Source organism: Paenibacillus shenyangensis, assembly GCF_000346635.1.
GTDB classification, from domain to species: domain Bacteria; phylum Bacillota; class Bacilli; order Paenibacillales; family Paenibacillaceae; genus Saccharibacillus; species Saccharibacillus dauci.
This window is the reverse complement of record NZ_AOIG01000035.1, coordinates 35,133-53,858: the sequence shown is the minus strand read 5'-3', so window position 1 is coordinate 53,858 and position 18,726 is coordinate 35,133. Positions and strand designations below refer to the sequence as shown.

At 46.3% G+C, this 18,726-nt stretch carries 16 protein-coding genes and 1 riboswitch; of the genes, 1 reads left to right on the top strand and 15 read right to left on the bottom strand.

Annotated elements, in window-relative coordinates; all coding sequences use genetic code 11:
* Positions 1-43: 43 nt before the first annotated feature.
* Positions 44-835 carry an SDR family oxidoreductase gene (locus H065_RS0123780; RefSeq protein WP_036630707.1) on the bottom strand — a complete coding sequence of 264 codons (792 nt, stop codon included), beginning with the start codon at positions 833-835 and terminating at the stop codon, positions 44-46.
* 158 nt (positions 836-993) lie between these two features.
* Here H065_RS0123780 and ybaK point away from each other — a divergent pair, with 158 nt between their 5' ends.
* Complete coding sequence (gene ybaK, locus H065_RS0123775; RefSeq protein WP_017815606.1) at positions 994-1,473, top strand: Cys-tRNA(Pro) deacylase; 480 nt, start codon at positions 994-996, stop codon at positions 1,471-1,473.
* A gap of 82 nt (positions 1,474-1,555) precedes the next feature.
* Here the strand turns inward: ybaK and H065_RS0123770 are convergent, their stop codons facing one another.
* The 14 genes from H065_RS0123770 to H065_RS0123705 form a co-directional block, all read right to left on the bottom strand.
* Complete coding sequence (locus tag H065_RS0123770; protein ID WP_017815605.1) at positions 1,556-2,665, bottom strand: SH3 domain-containing protein; 1,110 nt, start codon at positions 2,663-2,665, stop codon at positions 1,556-1,558.
* Positions 2,666-3,041: 376 nt separating this feature from the next.
* On the bottom strand, positions 3,042-3,881 hold the full coding sequence (locus H065_RS0123765) for a MetQ/NlpA family ABC transporter substrate-binding protein (RefSeq protein WP_017815604.1): 840 nt from the start codon (positions 3,879-3,881) through the stop codon (positions 3,042-3,044).
* Between the two features lie 93 nt (positions 3,882-3,974).
* A complete protein-coding gene (locus H065_RS0123760) occupies positions 3,975-4,649 on the bottom strand; it encodes a methionine ABC transporter permease (RefSeq protein WP_017815603.1) in 675 nt (224 codons plus the stop codon).
* The gene (locus tag H065_RS0123755) at positions 4,649-5,665 is read right to left on the bottom strand and encodes a methionine ABC transporter ATP-binding protein (protein ID WP_017815602.1); all 1,017 of its coding nucleotides are present in this window, start codon (positions 5,663-5,665) and stop codon (positions 4,649-4,651) included. The genes H065_RS0123760 and H065_RS0123755 overlap by 1 nt, the downstream gene beginning before the upstream one ends.
* A 138-nt stretch (positions 5,666-5,803) precedes the next feature.
* Positions 5,804-5,959: riboswitch (SAM riboswitch) on the bottom strand.
* A 787-nt stretch (positions 5,960-6,746) separates the two neighbouring features.
* On the bottom strand, positions 6,747-7,760 hold the full coding sequence (locus H065_RS0123750; protein WP_017815601.1) for a COX15/CtaA family protein: 1,014 nt from the start codon (positions 7,758-7,760) through the stop codon (positions 6,747-6,749).
* A gap of 352 nt (positions 7,761-8,112) precedes the next feature.
* Positions 8,113-8,469 (bottom strand): thioredoxin family protein, encoded by a 357-nt coding sequence (locus H065_RS0123745; RefSeq protein WP_017815600.1) that lies wholly within the window; start codon positions 8,467-8,469, stop codon positions 8,113-8,115.
* Between the two features lie 33 nt (positions 8,470-8,502).
* On the bottom strand, positions 8,503-10,137 hold the full coding sequence (locus H065_RS0123740; protein WP_017815599.1) for a putative polysaccharide biosynthesis protein: 1,635 nt from the start codon (positions 10,135-10,137) through the stop codon (positions 8,503-8,505).
* A gap of 252 nt (positions 10,138-10,389) precedes the next feature.
* Positions 10,390-10,875, bottom strand: a complete 486-nt coding sequence (locus H065_RS0123735) for a DUF456 domain-containing protein (RefSeq protein WP_026136416.1) — start codon at positions 10,873-10,875, stop codon at positions 10,390-10,392.
* Positions 10,876-11,100: 225 nt separating this feature from the next.
* On the bottom strand, positions 11,101-11,850 hold the full coding sequence (locus H065_RS0123730) for a Cof-type HAD-IIB family hydrolase (RefSeq protein ID WP_017815597.1): 750 nt from the start codon (positions 11,848-11,850) through the stop codon (positions 11,101-11,103).
* Between the two features lie 582 nt (positions 11,851-12,432).
* Complete coding sequence (locus tag H065_RS0123725; RefSeq protein ID WP_017815596.1) at positions 12,433-13,323, bottom strand: metal ABC transporter permease; 891 nt, start codon at positions 13,321-13,323, stop codon at positions 12,433-12,435.
* Positions 13,313-14,230: a metal ABC transporter permease gene (locus tag H065_RS0123720; RefSeq protein ID WP_017815595.1), complete on the bottom strand. Its 918-nt coding sequence runs from the start codon at positions 14,228-14,230 to the stop codon at positions 13,313-13,315. The genes H065_RS0123725 and H065_RS0123720 overlap by 11 nt, the downstream gene beginning before the upstream one ends.
* Positions 14,231-14,244: 14 nt before the next feature.
* Entirely contained in the window at positions 14,245-15,036 is a 792-nt protein-coding gene (locus H065_RS0123715) for a metal ABC transporter ATP-binding protein (protein WP_017815594.1), read from the bottom strand.
* 50 nt (positions 15,037-15,086) lie between these two features.
* Positions 15,087-16,154, bottom strand: coding sequence for a metal ABC transporter solute-binding protein, Zn/Mn family (locus tag H065_RS0123710; RefSeq protein ID WP_017815593.1), 1,068 nt, complete (start codon positions 16,152-16,154; stop codon positions 15,087-15,089).
* A 291-nt stretch (positions 16,155-16,445) separates the two neighbouring features.
* Positions 16,446-18,449 carry a peptidoglycan D,D-transpeptidase FtsI family protein gene (locus H065_RS0123705; RefSeq protein WP_017815592.1) on the bottom strand — a complete coding sequence of 668 codons (2,004 nt, stop codon included), beginning with the start codon at positions 18,447-18,449 and terminating at the stop codon, positions 16,446-16,448.
* Positions 18,450-18,726 lie beyond the last annotated feature (277 nt).

Sequence of the window (18,726 nt, the reverse complement as noted above, 5' to 3'; positions counted from 1 at the left end):
CCATCTTGTAGGGTACAGTTTATGGAGGGTCTCTTTTTTGTGTTTATTTTACATACGGCCGAATCGGATCCAGTCCTCCGGTGATTTCCATAATATTACCTGTAATAAAGTCCGAATCGGTCTCACACAGATAGGCGATCACACGAGCAATATCCTCACCGCTTCCCGGCCTGCCGCGCGGTGTCTCGCCATCACTCATGCCGAGTACCTCATCGATTCGCTTCTCCTTGTTGTCTCCGCGAATATCACCGGGACAGATCATATTCACCGTAATACCGCTTGCGGCTTCTTCTACAGCCAATGTCTTGGTAAAGGAAACCAGACCGACTTTGGCTGCAGCATAGACGGCACGATGCGGCCAGGCTCTGGATTCTGCTGCATGACCAAAGCCAAAATGAATAATTCTTCCCCATTTGCGCTTGCGCATCAGTGGCAGTACCCGATGATCCAGCAGCATAGCCCCAATCAGATTCCCTTGCAGCATGTCCATAATCTCGGAACGTTCATATTCCATAAATAAACGGCGTTCCCGGATAAAAGGACCCGCGTTGTTCACCAATATATCCACACTGCCCAGCTGTTGCTCAACTTCATCTACAAGCCGGTCAATATCCTTTTCTACTGATACATCTGCCTGCACAGAAATACAGCGTACACCCAGCTGCTGAATCTCCTGCTGCAGCTGCAGAGCTTCTGCTTCACTGTGTACATAATTTAGAGCAATATCATAGCCCTGACCGGCCAGCGTAAGCGCCGTCATTTTGCCAAGTCCCTTGGCGCTTCCTGTTATTAGAGCGATTCTGCGTTCCAATATGATGCCTCCCTGGTCATTCATCCTCAATTCGAGTTCACTAATAGTGTACAAACTAGTGATAGCAGATGTCAAAAGGTAACTACTAATCATACCTCACTACAGGGTACAGGTTGAATTCAGGCTGTATTTTGGATAGATTAGAATGAGAGTATGATTATCGGTAGAAAGGAATCTTGATCATGAGTGCCAATAAAAATAAAACGAATGCCATGCGCATTCTGGATAAAGAACAGATCCACTACCAGATCCACGAGTACGATCCGGAAGACGGTCAGATTCACGGCAATGCTGTAGCTGCCAAAATTAACAAACCTGCCGAGATGGTCCATAAGACGCTGGTAACCCAGGGCAAGCAGGGACTTCATATCTTTGTCATTCCGGTTGGTGCAGAGCTGGATCTCAAACAGGCTGCCCGCGCTGCTGGTAAGAAAAAGCTGGAAATGCTGCCGGTTAAAGAACTGCAAAAATGGACGGGGTATATCCGCGGTGGCTGTTCGCCAGTAGGGATGAAAAAGCTGTATCCCACCTTTATTGATCACCGGGCAACCCAGCTGGATCAAATCATCGTCAGCGCAGGCCGGATCGGCACCCAGATCGAACTGCACCCGCAGGAACTGGCTCAGGTTGTGCAGGCAAAGTTTGAGCAATTATGTATATAAAATAAGGCCTGGTTCCTCTCTTGATGAAAGGAACCAGGCCTTGTGAACATTTAACAAATGTATGGTGCAGCCATAGACTTTACTAATAAGCACTCCCTGTATCTTTTACATTATATGGGAGAAATACTTTTCCGTCAGGTAAACTCCAGTTGCCTGCTCTCATATAGGGATCTTCCTTGACACTAATGTTTAACGTTATCCCAGTATGATCAAACAGTAGCTGAACTCCTCCAAAGTGTCCTACTCCATCATCACTATAATTAAAAGAAGCTCTGCCCTGATCATCCACCATTATCGTCGATTCTACCTCTACACTCTTATCTACCGTTCCTCCCATAACCCGATCTTCACTCAATTCGACAGTTGCTGTATTATTATTCACTCTGGATATCACAAGACGAGTGACGGTTCCATCAATTTGTCCGCTATTCATCTGCAAATCGTTGAGTGTCCATTCTCCTTCATATACAGCCAGATTAAAAGAAGAACTCTTCTGCAATACTTTGCCACTGATCCAGCCGACTGTTCCTGCATTTGTACTCACTTTATACCATGTTCGTCCGTCGCTATGATCATACACCGTTTCGTGTAGATCATTCAGAATAGTATCTGCTTTGACAATGGCTATAGAACTACTGTTAATGGATGGCTGCTGACGAATATTTGATTGCTGCGAAGTTCTGAGATTATCATTCGTCTGTTGGCTGTTTTGCGCTGTCAATTTAGGCATCTCTTTAAAATTTTGTCCATCTGACTGTGCTACTACCTTGCTGCTAACCCAACCGATTTGACCATTGGATACTTTAATTTTATACCATATGCGCTGATCCGAAGGGTCACGATACTTGGTATGTAAATATTGCAAGTCCTGATCCTTGCTGCCAATAGCGATCGACTTGGAATCAATATCTGGAAGCTGACGAATATTAATCGTACTTTCCATCGTCCGCCAATAGGAAACTTGCTTTTCCAGATCGGTTTCGCTCACTTTGTAACTTTCTTTAGCATTGGATTTCTTTTCTTTTTTATCAGTTGGCTTTTGTACTTTTTCGTCTTGAGGGGAGGTGGACTGTGTCAATCCTGCTGGAGGATTGCTGTCTGATGTAATATTAGTAGTCTCTGTATCCCTGCTGCATCCTCCAACACACAAAATTCCAGAAAGTAGAACTGCAGAAATCATCATTTTTTTCATTACTGGCTAACCCCTTTAATTTTATATCACCCGGTATGTATAAAGGTGTATTGCATTTGTTCATTAATTATAGAAAGACATCGTACTTTCCTGTTTGTATGATTCCAAAGATGTTTGGAAGGCCGAAGTATTTCCACATGTATATATCGGTTAATTCATCACATATACTTAATTTATTTACATTGGGACAGGCTATCCAAGAATACGTTTCATTTTATAACTACGAATGCTTTCAGAAAAAACTAAACGACCGTTCCCCGGTGGAATACCGAGAAACGGTCGCAGCATAATAGTGTCTCTTTTTTCTTGTCTACTTGACAGGGTTATGACCAAACTACGAGTTGTCTTTCTTGTTAACAATAAATAGTATCTTTTCTTATTTCGTTTCGAAGGCCGGGATTACAGCACCTTTGTACTGCTCTTCGATGAATTTCTTGGTATCGTCGGAAGTCAGTGCTTTTGCCAGCTTCTGGATCGCTTCGGAATCTTTGTTGTCTTCACGGGATACCAGATAGTTCGCGTATGGTGCGCTGCTGTCTTCAACTACCAGTGCAGATTTAGGATCAATTTTGGCTTCCAGTACATAGTTCATGTTGATCATCGCCATATCAACCTGGTTCAGCTGACGAGTCAACATTGCTGCATCCATGGGTATAAATTTCAGGTTTTTCGGGTTAGCAGTAATATCTTTTACATCGGAAGTGATATTGGTTTTGTCTTTCAGTTCGAGCAGACCATTATTTGCCAGCAGGATCAGTGCGCGGGCACCATTGGATACTTCATTCGGGATTGCAATCGTTGCGCCGTCAGGAAGCTGATCCAGGGAAGTGTACTTTTTGGAATATCCACCGAATGGCTCGATGTGTACGCCTTGTACCGTTACCAGATTCATGCCGCGGGATTTGTTTTGCTCATCCAGGTAAGGCTTGGTCTGGAAATAGTTCGCATCCAGCTTGCTGTCATTCAGCTGTACGTTGGGCTGAATGTAATCCGTGAATTCAACGACTTCCAGGTTGACCCCTTCTTTAGCCAGAATTGGCTTGAGGTGGTTCAGAATCTCTGCGTGTGGAACAGCTGTTGCACCGACGCGCAGTGTAACTTCCTTGCTGCCTTCAGCTGCGCCAGATGAGGCGGAATCTCCAGTATTTTTATTGCCGCAAGCTGCGACGACAGCGATCAGCATGATGCTGATCAGAGCGAGTGCCCATTTTTTCATTGTGTGTTATCCCCTTTAAGATAGTTTGGTATATAGGATGAAGATATGAAGTTCAGAACGAATGATACAGGCTGTACCGACGTTTCTTCCTTATTATCTTCTTGAAAAATAAATCACCAGACGGTCGCCAATCATCTGCAGTACCTGCACAATGATGACCATCAGCACGACAGCTACCAGCATAACGGCTGTCTCATAGCGGTAATATCCATAGTTGATCGCCAGGGTTCCAAGTCCCCCTGCGCCTACCATACCAGCCATCGCCGTATTGGAGACGAGAGCGACGACAGTGACTGTCAGACCAGCGATCAGTCCAGGCATCGCTTCCCGGATCAGTACCCGGGTGATGACCTGCCATACGGAAGCGCCCATCGCATGAGCAGCTTCGATTACGCCGCGATCGACTTCACGCAATGCTGTCTCTACCAGTCTGGCAAAAAACGGCGCTGCTGCAATGACGAGCGGCGGAATCGTTCCTTTGACACCAATCGTCGTACCGACCAACTTATCCGTCAGCGGCAGCAAAGCCACGATCAGGATAATGAACGGAACCGAGCGAAGAATATTCACAATTACCGATAGTACGCTGTATACCACACGTATAATAGGCGATGTCGAGCGAGCCGACATAAACAGGATAATTCCCAGCGGCAATCCCAGAATCAGGGTGAACAATGCCGAAGCACCGAGCATGGCGAGTGTATCCTTTGTAGCTGTACCAAACTCTGTCCAGTCTACCTGCGTAAAATCAAGTGCACCTACATCCATTACTCAATCACCTCCACATCCAGGCCTTCGCCGGTCAATATCTCAATCGTACGGCGGATCAGCGCCTCTTCTCCCTCAAAACGGACAATCAGCTGTCCGTAAGGCACATTTTTCAGTGTGGAGATGGTTCCCTGAATAATGGCAAAATCTACCCCCGTCTGACGCACGGTCTGTGACAGAATAGACTGGTATGTCTTATCTCCCAGGAACGAAATCTTTACAGCCAGTGCAGAAGCACCATGTGGTGCAGATAGCGCCGTATCCAGCAGTTCAGCCTGGCTGTACTCACGGCTGATAAAGTCGCGGGTAACTGGATGCTGCGGCTTCAGGAACACTTCAGCCACAGGACCCTTTTCCACAATACCGCCCTGATGGATAACAGCGACACGATCGCAGATGCTCTGGATCACATGCATCTCATGGGTGATCAGCACAATGGTCAGGTTAAAACGGCGGTTGATATCCAGCAGCAATTTGAGAATCGAATCTGTCGTCTGCGGGTCGAGTGCGGATGTCGCTTCATCACAGAGCAGCACATCCGGATCACTTGCCAGTGCACGGGCGATACCGACACGTTGCTTCTGTCCACCGGACAGCTGGGCCGGATACTTGCTTGCATGAGCTTCCAGACCGACCAGCGCGAGCAATTCCTCTACTTTGGCACGTACATTCTTTTCCGGGGTCTTGACGAGCCGCAGCGGAAAAGCAATGTTGTCATAGACGGTAGCCGAAGACAACAGGTTAAAGTGCTGAAAGATCATGCCGATCTTGCGGCGACGGGCTTGCAAGGCTGACTTGCTCAACCGGGTCAGATCCACTCCATCGATCCATACCCGTCCGGATGTTGGTCGCTCCAATAAATTAATACATCGTATCAGTGTACTTTTACCAGCACCCGAATGGCCGATAACACCGAAAATCTCGCCACGTTCGATCGAGAGATTCAGTTCGGACAAGGCAGGGGTTACATTTTTGCCTTTGCCATAGGTTTTGGTCAAATTCTCCAGTTGAATCAAGCTGCTGGTCCTCCTCCTCGCATCTTGCTCTATTTCAAGCTTTCATGCTGTTATGTCCTTATTTGTTCTTCAAGCGACCGCTTTATACACAAAAAGAGCCCTTTGCAGAAAAGGGCTCTCTATCATCTAGATATTGCCTTCTCATCTGCCAAAATCGCAGGATGCTATAAATTATGCATCTGCCATTTTGAAGGATTTAGCACCATGTCATTTGGAAAATAAGACCTTAACGGTCATTTCCAAATCGGCTGCCGGGTTTCATCGGGCCAGTCCCTCCACCACTCTCGATAAGAAAATATGAAAACGTCGAATGAAAATCTTTACTCAGTATATTGAAGATCACATCGTTTGTAAAGCAAAAATATATGGATTTTCGATAGATTCAGCAAAATTTCATCAAATAGTCTTTAAAGTTCATCAGAATACTTGGGATTAGTAAAAAGTTACATATTTAAAGGATGAAATTGGTCAGCGTGCTAATAAACTTGCCTCTGGATGGGCTTTGGAGCCGTTTGGTAGCAAGTTAGTGGGCTTTAGTACTTTTTCGTCCAGGTGGGCCGAATATGTTAGAGCTTTTTTGTTTTTGATGTTGGAGGAATAGTTATGCAAAGAAAATTGATTTTCATGGACTTTAATTTTGGTGAGGCGGGTGTTGTTGATTTGGGGTTTGGTTCGTGAGAGGATGTTTCATTTGCTTCGTGAGGGTATGCTTCATTCGCTGCGAGAAGAGATTCTACCATTCTCTCCGGTTAAGAATGGAGATCCTGAACAACCGCTTGCAGCGGTCGATCTCCATTCTTAAATGTCGGTCATTGGTAGAATTCTCTTCTCGCAGCTAGAGGAAGGTGGGAATTTTTGTTTTAGACAAAGATAGGGGCACTACGGTAAATGTTTGCTGTGTTTGCTTATATGTGGCTCTGTCTAGCGATACCAATAAAAAAGCCGTCCAAATAACTAATGGACGGCTGGAGGATCAATTAGACGAATGATCTGTAGAATACATAATATGCAGATGCGATATAAACTCCATTTTTATGTGCGAACCTGATTGCAGACTTAATTCATAAGACACTATACGCAATCAGTGTACGGTACCTGTCTTCTGATCGGCTGTCCTTGTACCTTCTCCCCATGCGTTGGGTGCTAGGCGACCGTAGGAACCGCGGCTGAGCTGCCATACGCGCAGACTCATGTAGCAGAGAACACCGAACAGGAACTGAATAATCAGGGTATGTGACATCGTAGCGAAGAAGTAGACTTCCGGTACATACATGGTGAAAATATTGATTGCTCCGCTAACGAATTGCAGCAGGATCAGCAGGATAGCCAGCAGACCCATTTTGCGGATGCCCGGATTATGCGGATGACGACGATAGGCATAATGGGCGAGAATAGCGATCACGATCACGAGTGCGACAGCAGCCACACGGTGCAAAAAGGCTACTGCGACACCGCCGGACAATTCAGGGATAATCGCTCCATTACAGAGCGGGAAGCCCGAACAGCCACCACGGGAATCGGTATGCGTAACAAATGCTCCTGTGTACACGACGATATACGTAAAGATTGTAGCGAACCAGGTCAGGTTGCGGAACCCTTTGCTAACTGGAGGCTCATCGGCGATATCATGAATCTTTTGACGAAGATGCAGTCGGCGTGCACTGAAGGCGAGCAGCGCGGAGCTGGCAAATGCGATCATCGAGAAACCGAAATGCAGTGCCATGACTGGAGACGATTGGGAGAATACTACTGCAAATGCGCCCATAATCGCCTGCAAAATAACAAAGAACAGAGTGAATGCAGCATACACGCGCAGCTCTTTGTTTTTATTAAAGAACATAAATCCGATAAAAGAAAACAGTGCCGTAAGTCCGGCAAATCCGCTGACTGCACGGTGTGAATATTCAATCAATGAAGCGATCGTGTAAGCCGGGATAAATTGGCCGTGACACAGCGGCCACTGGGCTCCACATCCCATACCGGAACCTGTTTTGGTTACGACGAGGCCGCCCATCGTTGCGAGAAACATGGCGAGACAGGTTATATAGCTCAGCCATTTCAGTTGCTTAATTGTTATTAGTGGCTTTTTGGCCATGATGAGAATCACCCGCTATTTATATGATAGTGACGTTCATTTGAAGTCAATCTTATTATATCAATTCTGGCTCGTTCCTAGCGGCAGGTTTGTGACAAAAAATGATCAATCTCTGTAGTATGACAGAATCGAACAGGTGTCGATATGATGTTTGATACCCGGATACAGGATTTATAAAAAAGCAGCCTCTCCTGCATTCCGTGAGCTTGCGGTATCCTGGTAAATTCGTGTTACCCTGATTCCGGCAAGCTCCATGCTTGGAGAAAGCTGCTTTTTAATATGGCAGGATGATCTTCCATGCCTTTCTAAGTGATCAAATGATCATCCTTTATATTTTTCCAAGTGTACATTCTTACTCGGCTGTCTGTGTATTCAGCGCCGCATATACAGCTACTGCACGATCGAGGAACTGCTCAATCTCCTGGCGTGACTTGCGGGCTTTATTTACAAAGCGAACCAGTTCTTTGCCGTTGGCATAGGCTACAAAACTTGGGATACCCATAATATTCTGCTCCTGGCTCACATCTCCTACACTCTCCACATCCACTTCGACCAATTGCAGACGATCTGCATACTGGGCTTCCACTTCCGGCATGAATGGATCGATAAATTTACAATCTACACACCAGTCAGCTTTGTAGACAGCTACAGTCAGTTTGGCAGAGTTAATAGTTGTATAAAAGCTTTCGCTTGAATTAATCATTTGCATGGGGTTATACCCTCCTTGATGAATAATAAATAATCAGGCTTTGCGAGATTGCAGGCGCATCAGTGGTGTCAGTAGCTTACGCAGCGGCTTCGGATACGAAGACAATTCCTCTGCACGTACTACGCGCAAGATCACCAGCATCACCGGATACACTATCAGTGTCGCTATTCCTACCATACAACAACCGATGAAAAATGCAACCCTGTCGTTCATCCATGCCGTCAATCCGATTCCTGCCTGATTCAGGCCAAGTCCGACCAGTGCAAGCACAACAACCGTAACCAGGAATCCCGGCCAGCGGCTGCCCAATACAGAGAAGTTAACGACCTGATGCAGGGAGCGCAGATTGAGAATCGTAATCAGAACAAAACATAATCCGGTCGCAGCAATAATACCGTAGATGCCAAGAAACTGCGACAGCACCAGGCTCAATACCAGTTTGAGTGCAATTCCGGCCAGTACATGGACCATCGAGCGATTTACTTTATTGATTCCGATCAGCATGGAGTTGCTGGTCATCATCGTAATCTGGAAAATCGTACAGATAGTCAGCAGCGCAATAATACTTGGTGCATCTGCCCCTACGCTGTCACGTGAGCTGAACAATAATCCATTAATACAATAAGCAGCGGTCGCCAGCATCAGTACAATTGGAACACCGGTGAGTACCGAGATTCGCAGGGCAAGGGTCATCTGTTTTTGCAGATTCTCCTGTTCTTTGCGGGCATAGGCGGCCGAGATAATCGGAATCAACGAGGTACTCAGCGCTATCGCCAGAATCGGGGGAATACCCGCTATACTCTGCGCACGCTGTCCCAGAATCCCGAGTGAAGCCGTTGCCGCCAGATTGCCAACCTGATCAATCAGCAGCGGTTTGATGATGGTACTGTCGATAATATTGACTGCCGGAATCGTCAGGGAAGCAATAACGATTGGAATCGATAATTTGAAAATATCTTTGTAAATCCGGCTTAACGGAATAACGGCTTCCCCGTCTGCTCTCACTTCCAGACGGTTCGCGGCATCCTGTTTGCGCAGCTTGAGTGTAAAGTAAATCATTACCACAAAAGCACCAATACTGCCGAGTACACTACCAAATGAAGCTGCTGCAGCAACTTCCACATCCCCATAACCAATACGAACCAGCAGATACGCCAGCAAAATGGCCGTAAACACACGAGCAAACTGCTCTACAATCTGGGAGACACCGCCTGCGATCATCATATTGCGTCCCTGGAAATAACCACGCATCATGGCAATCGCCGGGAACAACAGCAGTGATGGTGCAATCGCCTGCAGGGATAATGCCGCCGCCGGCTCCTTGGACAACATTGCATAATAAGGCGCTCCGAAGTACAGAAGCAGTGTCATGACCACCCCTGCCGCTCCGGCAAACAGCAGTGCTGCATAATAAATGCGCTGTGCTTCATGCGGACGTCCCAGCGCATATCGCTCGGATACCATTTTACTGAGTGTACTTGGAATACCCGCTGTAGCGACGGCCAGCAGCATCAGATACACGTTATTGGCAATCGAGAAAGCCGCATCCCCGGTAAAACCTAACAAATGCTCCAGCGGTACACGCTGAGCCAGTCCCAGCACACGGGCGACCAGTGCCGCCACGGCCAAGATGATCGTTCCTTTGATAAATGATTCTGCCTTAGCCAAAATAATTCCCCTTCTCTCCAGTCACATCATGGATGCATACTAATTAAATCGTTTCATTATATGTTTTGCTTTGTCACCTGCTGACTATTGTAGGTACAGCAGGAATCAGCAATAAAATCCTGAAGCTTACAGACTGTCTATGTAACCGAACCGGCACAAAAAACCGGAAGGCTGATTGGCCTTCCGGTCGTCGTCTTACGTCAGCATTACTATTATAGACAAGCTGTTGCGTAATTCGCAATGCACACTCGCTTAATGTACCACAATCCAGATAATCCAGACGATGATCATAGCCAGCTGCAGAATAATTTTTACAATGGCACTGGACAGCAGTCCTAGCATCGTTCCCCAGGCTACTTTGAGGGCAGTCTGGAAGTTCTTGCCGCTGATCAGCTCTCCGGCAAGTGCACCGATCAGTGGACCCAGTATCAGACCGAAGGCCGGAATAACGAATGGACCGATAATCAGACCGATAGTCGACAAAATAACCGACAGCCTCGTCCCACCGAACTTTTTGGTGCCATAGGCGCTGACCAGATAATCTGTTACAAACAGCACAACTACGATAACGGTCTGGATAATCCAGAACCATGGTCCAAACTCAGCGAACGAGAAAAACCATCCGTATACGAAAAATGCAAAATATATCGCCAATGCTCCCGGCAGTACAGGATATATCGTACCCAGCATCCCTACCACAAACAGAGCAATGACCAGTATCCAACCTATTACTTCCATCATTCGTCTCTCTCCTTTGACCGTTTCGTGCGATCCGAATCGGCACATCATCATTCCTGTCATTCAGACATTAACTTTGGGGTGTCTTCATACTGCATCTACTCTGTATCCAGCGCAGATCAGCATAATCGTTCCCGTAGATATACTCTACTATTTGTATACCTGTATACTGTCCAAATGACACATTGGTTTCAAAATGCAGGAGATCAACAGAACACAAAAAGATTAGATCAGGATATGATCGCGAATGACTTCGACAATTCCGTCATCATTATTGCTGGCTACCACCAGATCAGCTTCTTGTTTGACCGTCTCCTGAGCGTTACCCATGGCTACACCCAGTCCTACTGCCTGAATAACAGCCAGATCGTTCAGACTGTCACCTACCGCGACGACTTCGGACATGTCAATATTCAGCAACTGGCAGACTTCGGCAATACCGGCTGCTTTGTTAATGCCGAGTGGATTAATCTCCAGATTGTGCGGAGAAGAGTTCGAAATCTCCAGACCGCCCATATCCTGCAGTGCCATCAGGATCTCATGACGCAGCTGATCGTTTTCGGTATTATAACCAAATTTGAGCCATTCTATTTGCTCCAGCGGTGTATTTTCCAGCCAGCGGTCACGGTTGTACAGACGCTCGACAGCGTACGCCCAGAACCATACATCCTTCTCTACAGCCAAATCATGCATCTTGCGTACCAGATCCGGGTCCAGCAATGTACGGCGATATAGTTCGCGCGGTGTTTTCCACACCTCACTGCCATTGACGGTAACCATCGGTGTCTCCAGTCCGAGCTCCTGTCCATAAGGTAATGCACTGCTGGCTGCGCGGCCGGTAGAGAGACAGACATGAATGCCTTCATCCATAGCTTTATTGATCCATTTGCTCGTCTCCAGGGTGATTTCGTGATTATCGTTGAGCAGCGTGCCATCCATATCGAGAGCGAGCAGCTTGTATTTGCGTGTTGTCATTATGAGGTGTTCCTCCATCCATTTTCTTTATTTATTTGTAAACTGTGAAGTTAACAGCTACGAATTATGGCGTATCAGAGGTATTTTAGCATATTATGCTCAACGCTCACAAAAGCTTTTGTAAAGTGGACGTTAGAATGGTACATGGCAACAGCAGCTACGTTTGTGATATAGATGTGGTGTGGAGATGTATTTAAGTGGTTGACATTGTATCCACTCCGGTAAGGAATAAGGGCACGTCCTCCGGTGGAGTAGAGGAATCTATGAATTAGGAGTACATGTAGATTCCTCTATTCCAATGTCGTCCTTTGCCCTTATTTCCTTGCCTTCGTTCCGTGCTGTTTGCATACTTCATACTTGTTATTTCTTGTTTTTTTACTTTTTACCTCTTAAATATTCACTTCATAATTAATCACGTTGTTACTGACTCTTTTATTTTAAGGGATTGCTGGTAATGGGTTGTACCTTGTTCAATATATTGAATTTGATTCTGCAACAAAAAATGACCAGCAGTATACCGGTCATTTCGTCAAAACCTGTCTATTTCCATTAGGATTGATTTATTCAAATCCCAATATTATTTTAGTTAGACGTCATGGATGAGGCCATACGTTTTTGCTGTAATTTGCGGAACAAGATACCATGGCGTGGAGACAACAGGAACGTAATAATGAAAAAAATACCTGCTATAGTTACGATACTGCCGCCGATCGAGGCATTCAGTATATAGGCAGTATAATAGCCCACAATAGAGCTAACAACGCCAACGATAACGCTGTAAATCAGCATTCGGCCAAGGCGGTCGGTCAGCAGGTAAGCGGTAGCAGCAGGGATAACTAGCATACCTACAACGAGAATGGCACCTACGCTCTCAAAAGAAGCTACTGATGTCATCGATACCATACCCATCAAGAGATAATGGAACAGCATGACCGGAATACCGCAGGCTGCTGCCATCGCCGGATCAAAGGCGGTAATTTTGAACTGTTTGTAAAACAGTCCCAGCAGCGTCAGAATAACCAATAATGCAAAGCCCAGCATCCAGACCGAGCGTGGTCCCATATCCATACCATTCATCATCCAGGTATCCCATTGTACATAGGCGATCTCGCCAAACAGGACACAATCCAGATCCAGATCGATATTGCGAGCATTCAGACTGACCAGAATCACACCGACAGCGAACAAAGCGGTAAAAATAATACCGATCGATGCATCCGACTGGATACCGGAGCTTTGCAGCCATTGAATAAGAAATACGGCAATCAGCCCCAGCGCAGTGGCTCCGATCATCATCGCCATCGAATCTCGCCCTCCACTCAGCAGAAAGGCAATCGCAATCCCCGGCAGTACCGCATGACTGATCGCATCGCCGATCAGTGCCATTTTACGCAAAATCAGAAAGCAGCCCAGCAGACCACAGCTGGCTGACATTAGTGCTGCCGTCAGCATAATCCAGAAATCACTGCTCATGCGATACACCTCCCTTGTTGTTCCATTCCAGCCGATTCCGTCGATGCTGCCACAGGCGGGCAAGCCATCCCCGTCGCGGTGCAAATAGCGCAGATATTGCAAAAATCAGCGTCGCTGCAAGCACGGTAACAGGTCCTGTCGGCAGTTGGGAGACCATACTGCTCGATACGGTTCCTGCAGCACCACTGACAGCACCGAATATCCCTGCCAGTATGATCATAATATGCAGACGATCTGTCCAGTAACGTGCTGCTACCGCCGGAGTGATCAGCAGCGCCGACATCAGCACTACACCGACTGCCTGAATACCTGCTACGACGACAAATACAGTCAGCAGTAGAATGATCTGCTCCAGCCAGACAACCGGCCAGCCAAGTCCCTTTGCAAAGCCCCTATCAAAGCTCACGAGCTTGAACTGCTTGAACAGCAGGGTACAGACAGTAATCAGTACGATGCTGATACCGGTGAGCAGATACAGATCTTCCCGCATCATGGAAGCTGCCTGTCCAAACAGGAATTTGTCCAGCCCACTCTGTCCACCATTGCCGCTATGCTGAATGCGGGTCAGCAGCAGGACACCAATCCCGAAGAAAAAGGATAAAACAATCCCCATTGCTGCGTCCTGCTTGATCCGGGAATATTCGGTAATCCAGCGGATTCCCACGGTTGCCAGCATACCGGCAATTAGCGCACCGATCAGAAATCCGGCCGTCGACTTCACTCCCAGCAGCATAAAGGCAATACATATTCCCGGCAGGGCCGCATGAGCAAGTGCATCGCCGATCAGGCTTTTCTGCTGCAGCACCATAAATGAGCCAATAACTCCACTGCTAAGACCAAGCAGCATGCAGCCGAGAATAATCCAGCGAATATTGGGATCGTTAACGATATAAACAAGCATATCCATCGCTATTATTCCTCCTATTTCCCCGTCATAATCATGCTGCCGCTATCTTGTAAAAAGGTCAGCCGACCACCATACGTACGCTGCAGCATCTCGGTATTGAATACCATCTCTACCGGACCTGCTGCGATAAGTTCACGATTCAATAGCAGTACATCGTCAAAATAGGCCTCTACCGTCGATAGATCATGATGTACGACCAGTACGGTCTTACCCTGCTGCTTGAGCTGTTCCAGCAGAGTAATGATCGCTTTTTCAGTAGCGGCATCTACACCGGCAAATGGTTCATCCATTAGATACAGATCAGCCTGCTGAGCAAGCGCACGGGCAAGAAAAACACGTTGCTGCTGGCCTCCGGACAGCTGACTGATCTGACGGTTCGCATAATCCGCCATGCCGACTTTGGACAAGGATTCTATCGCTATCTCTCGTTCCTGCCTTCCTGGACGCCGAAACCAGCCAAGTCGTCCGTAAGTGCCCATTAATACCACATCCAGCGCATTGGTTGGGAAATCCCAGTCTACCGATTCACGCTGCGGCACATAACCGATCCGTTTACGCTGACTGGCATAAGGCTGTCCATACACACTAACTTCACCACGGATTGCAGGTACCAGTCCGAGCATCGCTTTGAGCAAAGTAGATTTGCCGGCTCCATTGGGGCCAATTAACGCGACCAGCCGGCCTTCGTCCAGCTTAAACGATACATTTTGTACAACAGGCTGTTTATGATAGGCTACGGTGATTCCTTGAGCATGTAACGGACTGACTGCTGTATGATCAGGCATATTTACAGGTTTTTTATTCATATTGATTCCTCCCTTGTTGAATTGGATTTGAATATAAGGGTCATTGGTGATTACCGAAGTGCTTTTACAATCGTCTCTGTATTATGGCGAACCATCCCTATATAGTCTCCGGCAGCACTGCCTTGTTCACCCAGCGCATCCGAGTATAATTCACCACCGATACGGACAGTATGTCCCTGCTGCGCAGCTCCGGCGATAATAGCTTCCATAGAGCGGGCAGATACACTGCTTTCTACAAAAACAGCCTGGATACGGCGCTCTACCAGCATATCGCGCAGCTCACTTACATCACGTGAACCATATTCGGAAGCTGTGCTGATCCCTTGCAATCCGCGGACTTCGATATCATATGCATCTCCGTAATAACCAAAAGCATCATGACCTGTTATAAGTACGCGGCTTTGCTTTGGAATGCGGGCAATTTGCTGCCGGACTTCTTTATCCAGCTGCTTCAGTTCAGCTAAATAGGCTGCTGCATTGATCCGGTAATCTTCTGCATGACCAGGATCGGATGCGATCATCGAATCCCGAATCTGCTCGACTGCCTGCATCCACAGACTCACATCGAACCAGATATGCGGATCATATTCGCTGGAATTCTCCTCGCTCTGCCGCAGCTCACTGGTCGGAATTGAAGCTGTTACAGCGGTTACGTCACGTGTCCGACTCATTTTCTCCATAATATTTGTCATACTGCCTTCCAGATGCAGTCCGTTATATAAGACCAGATCGGCTTCATCCAGCTTGCGGATATCACCTTGGGAAGCTTTGTACATATGAGGATCCACGCCGGGGCCCATCAGACCGGTTACATATACATGCTCTCCGCCTACTTGACGGGCAGCATCCGCGATCATCCCTGTAGTAGCTGTAATCCGAAATTTGCCTGTAGATTCGGCTTCGGCATTATTTTCCGATCCAAAAGGGTTGCTGCAGCCGGCAATACATATAAGCAGTAGCAACCCCAAAAATACAGTAATATATTTTGTAAGCCGCTTATTGTTAGAACTGCTCGCTTGGCTGGTTACCGTTTTACGGTTATTGATCGTTTGAACGTGCTTCAGGATAGAGGCTTTTATTTTGTTCTGTAATTTTTGTGTTTTTACATTTCGCTTCATCATTTCTCTCCTTTTCTTTTATTAGCAGATGTTATAAGTGCAGTTTCAATCGGATTATTATTGCTACCCAACAAAAATATTGCCCATATGACTTTATTTTTATATAAAGAAATAATGTTTCCTTAGTGCAAATTTTAAGGGGTGAAATGTCAAAATGCAAGTGCTAAAACCCAGACTGTGCATACACAAAAAAGACACTTCCCTCCGCAGAGGAAAGTGCCTTTTATGCTGATTGACTTGCTGTTCAATAGGATAGCTCCTACTATTGTTGGAAAAATCATCGAAAGTCCATTATTGCGATGCTGCTTCTTCACCTTCACTGGTCGATGTATTTTTCTTTGGAATGCCATCCAGACCGTATTCCTGATCATACGCGTCGAAAATTTTGACTGCAACAGGTGCCGCACTTTTGGAACCGAATCCGCCTTCTGGAATAACTACGGCTACCGCAAGCTTTGGATTATCACGTGGAGCGAAGGCGATGAATACACCGTTATCGACAATTTTGCCGTATACCGACTGCTGGGAGGTACCAGTTTTACGAGCTACATCGTAGCGGTAATTCTTCAGTACTTCCACTTTACTCCGCATTCCGTTAATAACGGTATTCCAGTATTCCGGCGGGAAGTCGACGGTATTGAGCACTTCCGGCTTGGTTACTTTTACAACGTTACCTTTGGCATCAGTAATTTTGCTGACGAATTGCGGCTTGAGGCGTTTGCCTTTGTTGGCAATGGTAGTAACATACTGGGCAAGCTGGAGCGTTGTATAACGTCCCTGCTGTCCAAAGGAAGCATACGCCATCGCAGCCTGCACACTACCTGCTGCCTTGAGATTCGTATACTCGCCCCGGCCTTCGTTTTCATAAGGCAGGCCACTCTGGGTCGATACACCAAGACCGAATTCCTTCATGTATTTATCCCATACATCAATCGATTTGCTGCCATATTTAACAACAAGCTGCTTACCAACCATATCAACCATAAAAGCATTCGAAGACTTTTCAATAGCTTTTGTCGGATTTAATGAATTCAGTACTTCTCCCAATGCATTTCGTACTCTGGTCTCATGTCCCGCTTTACCAAACTCGGCATAACCACGATCGTAATACCATGTATCGGCAGTGAATAGTCCTTCCTTCATACCAATCATTACACTGAGTGGCTTGATAACGGAGCCAAGCAACACCATGGAAGATGCGCGTCGTCCATTATAAATCTCTCGGATGGTACCGTTCGGGTAAATGGATGCCAGATCTGCAATTTGTTGTCCTGACGGTGATTTGGACCAGATGTTGGAATCATAATCTGGCATGCTTGCCATCGCGATTACATTACCAGTTTCTACTTCCATAGCTACTGCATAGCCGGTTAGTGCATTACCCGTACCACGCTGGTAGCGTAGCTGGGCGACCTGATTGGTAATCGCCTGCTGTGTAGCAAGCTGTACATTTTTATTAATGGTCATCCATAAGTTGTGACCCTTTTCTGGAGGAGTCAGCTCACTACGTCCATCAGCACGGTTTAAGGCATTTACTGGAGTACTGCGTACTCCATTTTTACCACGCAATTCATCCTGATACATGTACTCGAGCCCATCCATACCTACAAACTCTGTATCCAGATAACGTTTATCTGCTCCGCTAAGATTGCTTCTGTTTTTGTATTTCTTTACAGTTGCTTTAACGCCAGAGAACCCCTGTAGATAACCGACCGCCTGAACTGCTACGCGATCTGGGCTGTATTGACGAATACTTTCCTCACGGACTTCAATACCTTGATACTCATTTTTATGCTCTAGGAAATAAGCGATTTCCTTGTTGCTGAGATCCTTTTTAATCCGGCGCGGCGTATAACCGAAGTTTTTGCGATACGTAATATCCATTGCATCAATAATCTCGTCAGCCGTCATTTTTTTGTCCGGATCACCGTATGTATTAAATACACGCTTCAGGTCCCCGACAATTTTGTAAAATTCCGGTTTGTTCTTTTCCAGCTGATAATCTTTATTCAATGTAAAATACAGCGATTGTGTTGGAATCGAATACGCGATCTTGGAGCCTGAAGCATCATAGATAATTCCGCGGCTCGGCAGAATCGGTGTCTCATTATTGGTAATACTTGATTCTTCCTCCGTCAATGTAGGCCCTTCCACAAACTGCAAAATAGCCAACCGTACCACAAGCACAGTGAATATAAGAAAAGTAGCAAAAAAGAAAATATTCAGCCGGATCGAAAACTGGCGTCGGTGACTCTCTTCAAACTCTTCCGACTCGGATGAACCTATTTTTTTCATGAACGTTATAAACCTCCTCTAATTCTAGGTGTGTACTGTATTTTAGAGTGCCTGATTAATCTGGCATTCCATAATATGTAGTTGTTTCTTCATTTTAGCATAACCAGACGTAGTAACACATCCTAGATGCAATATCTATTTAACCCCATTAGCCAGTAAGACCAGCAGACTGCTGACAAACCTCATAATTGTCGTCTTGTAATGGTTACGTATCATCTTCTGCTTGATATCATTATATAAGGTAGTCCATACCTGCTATATGGAAATAGACAGTAAT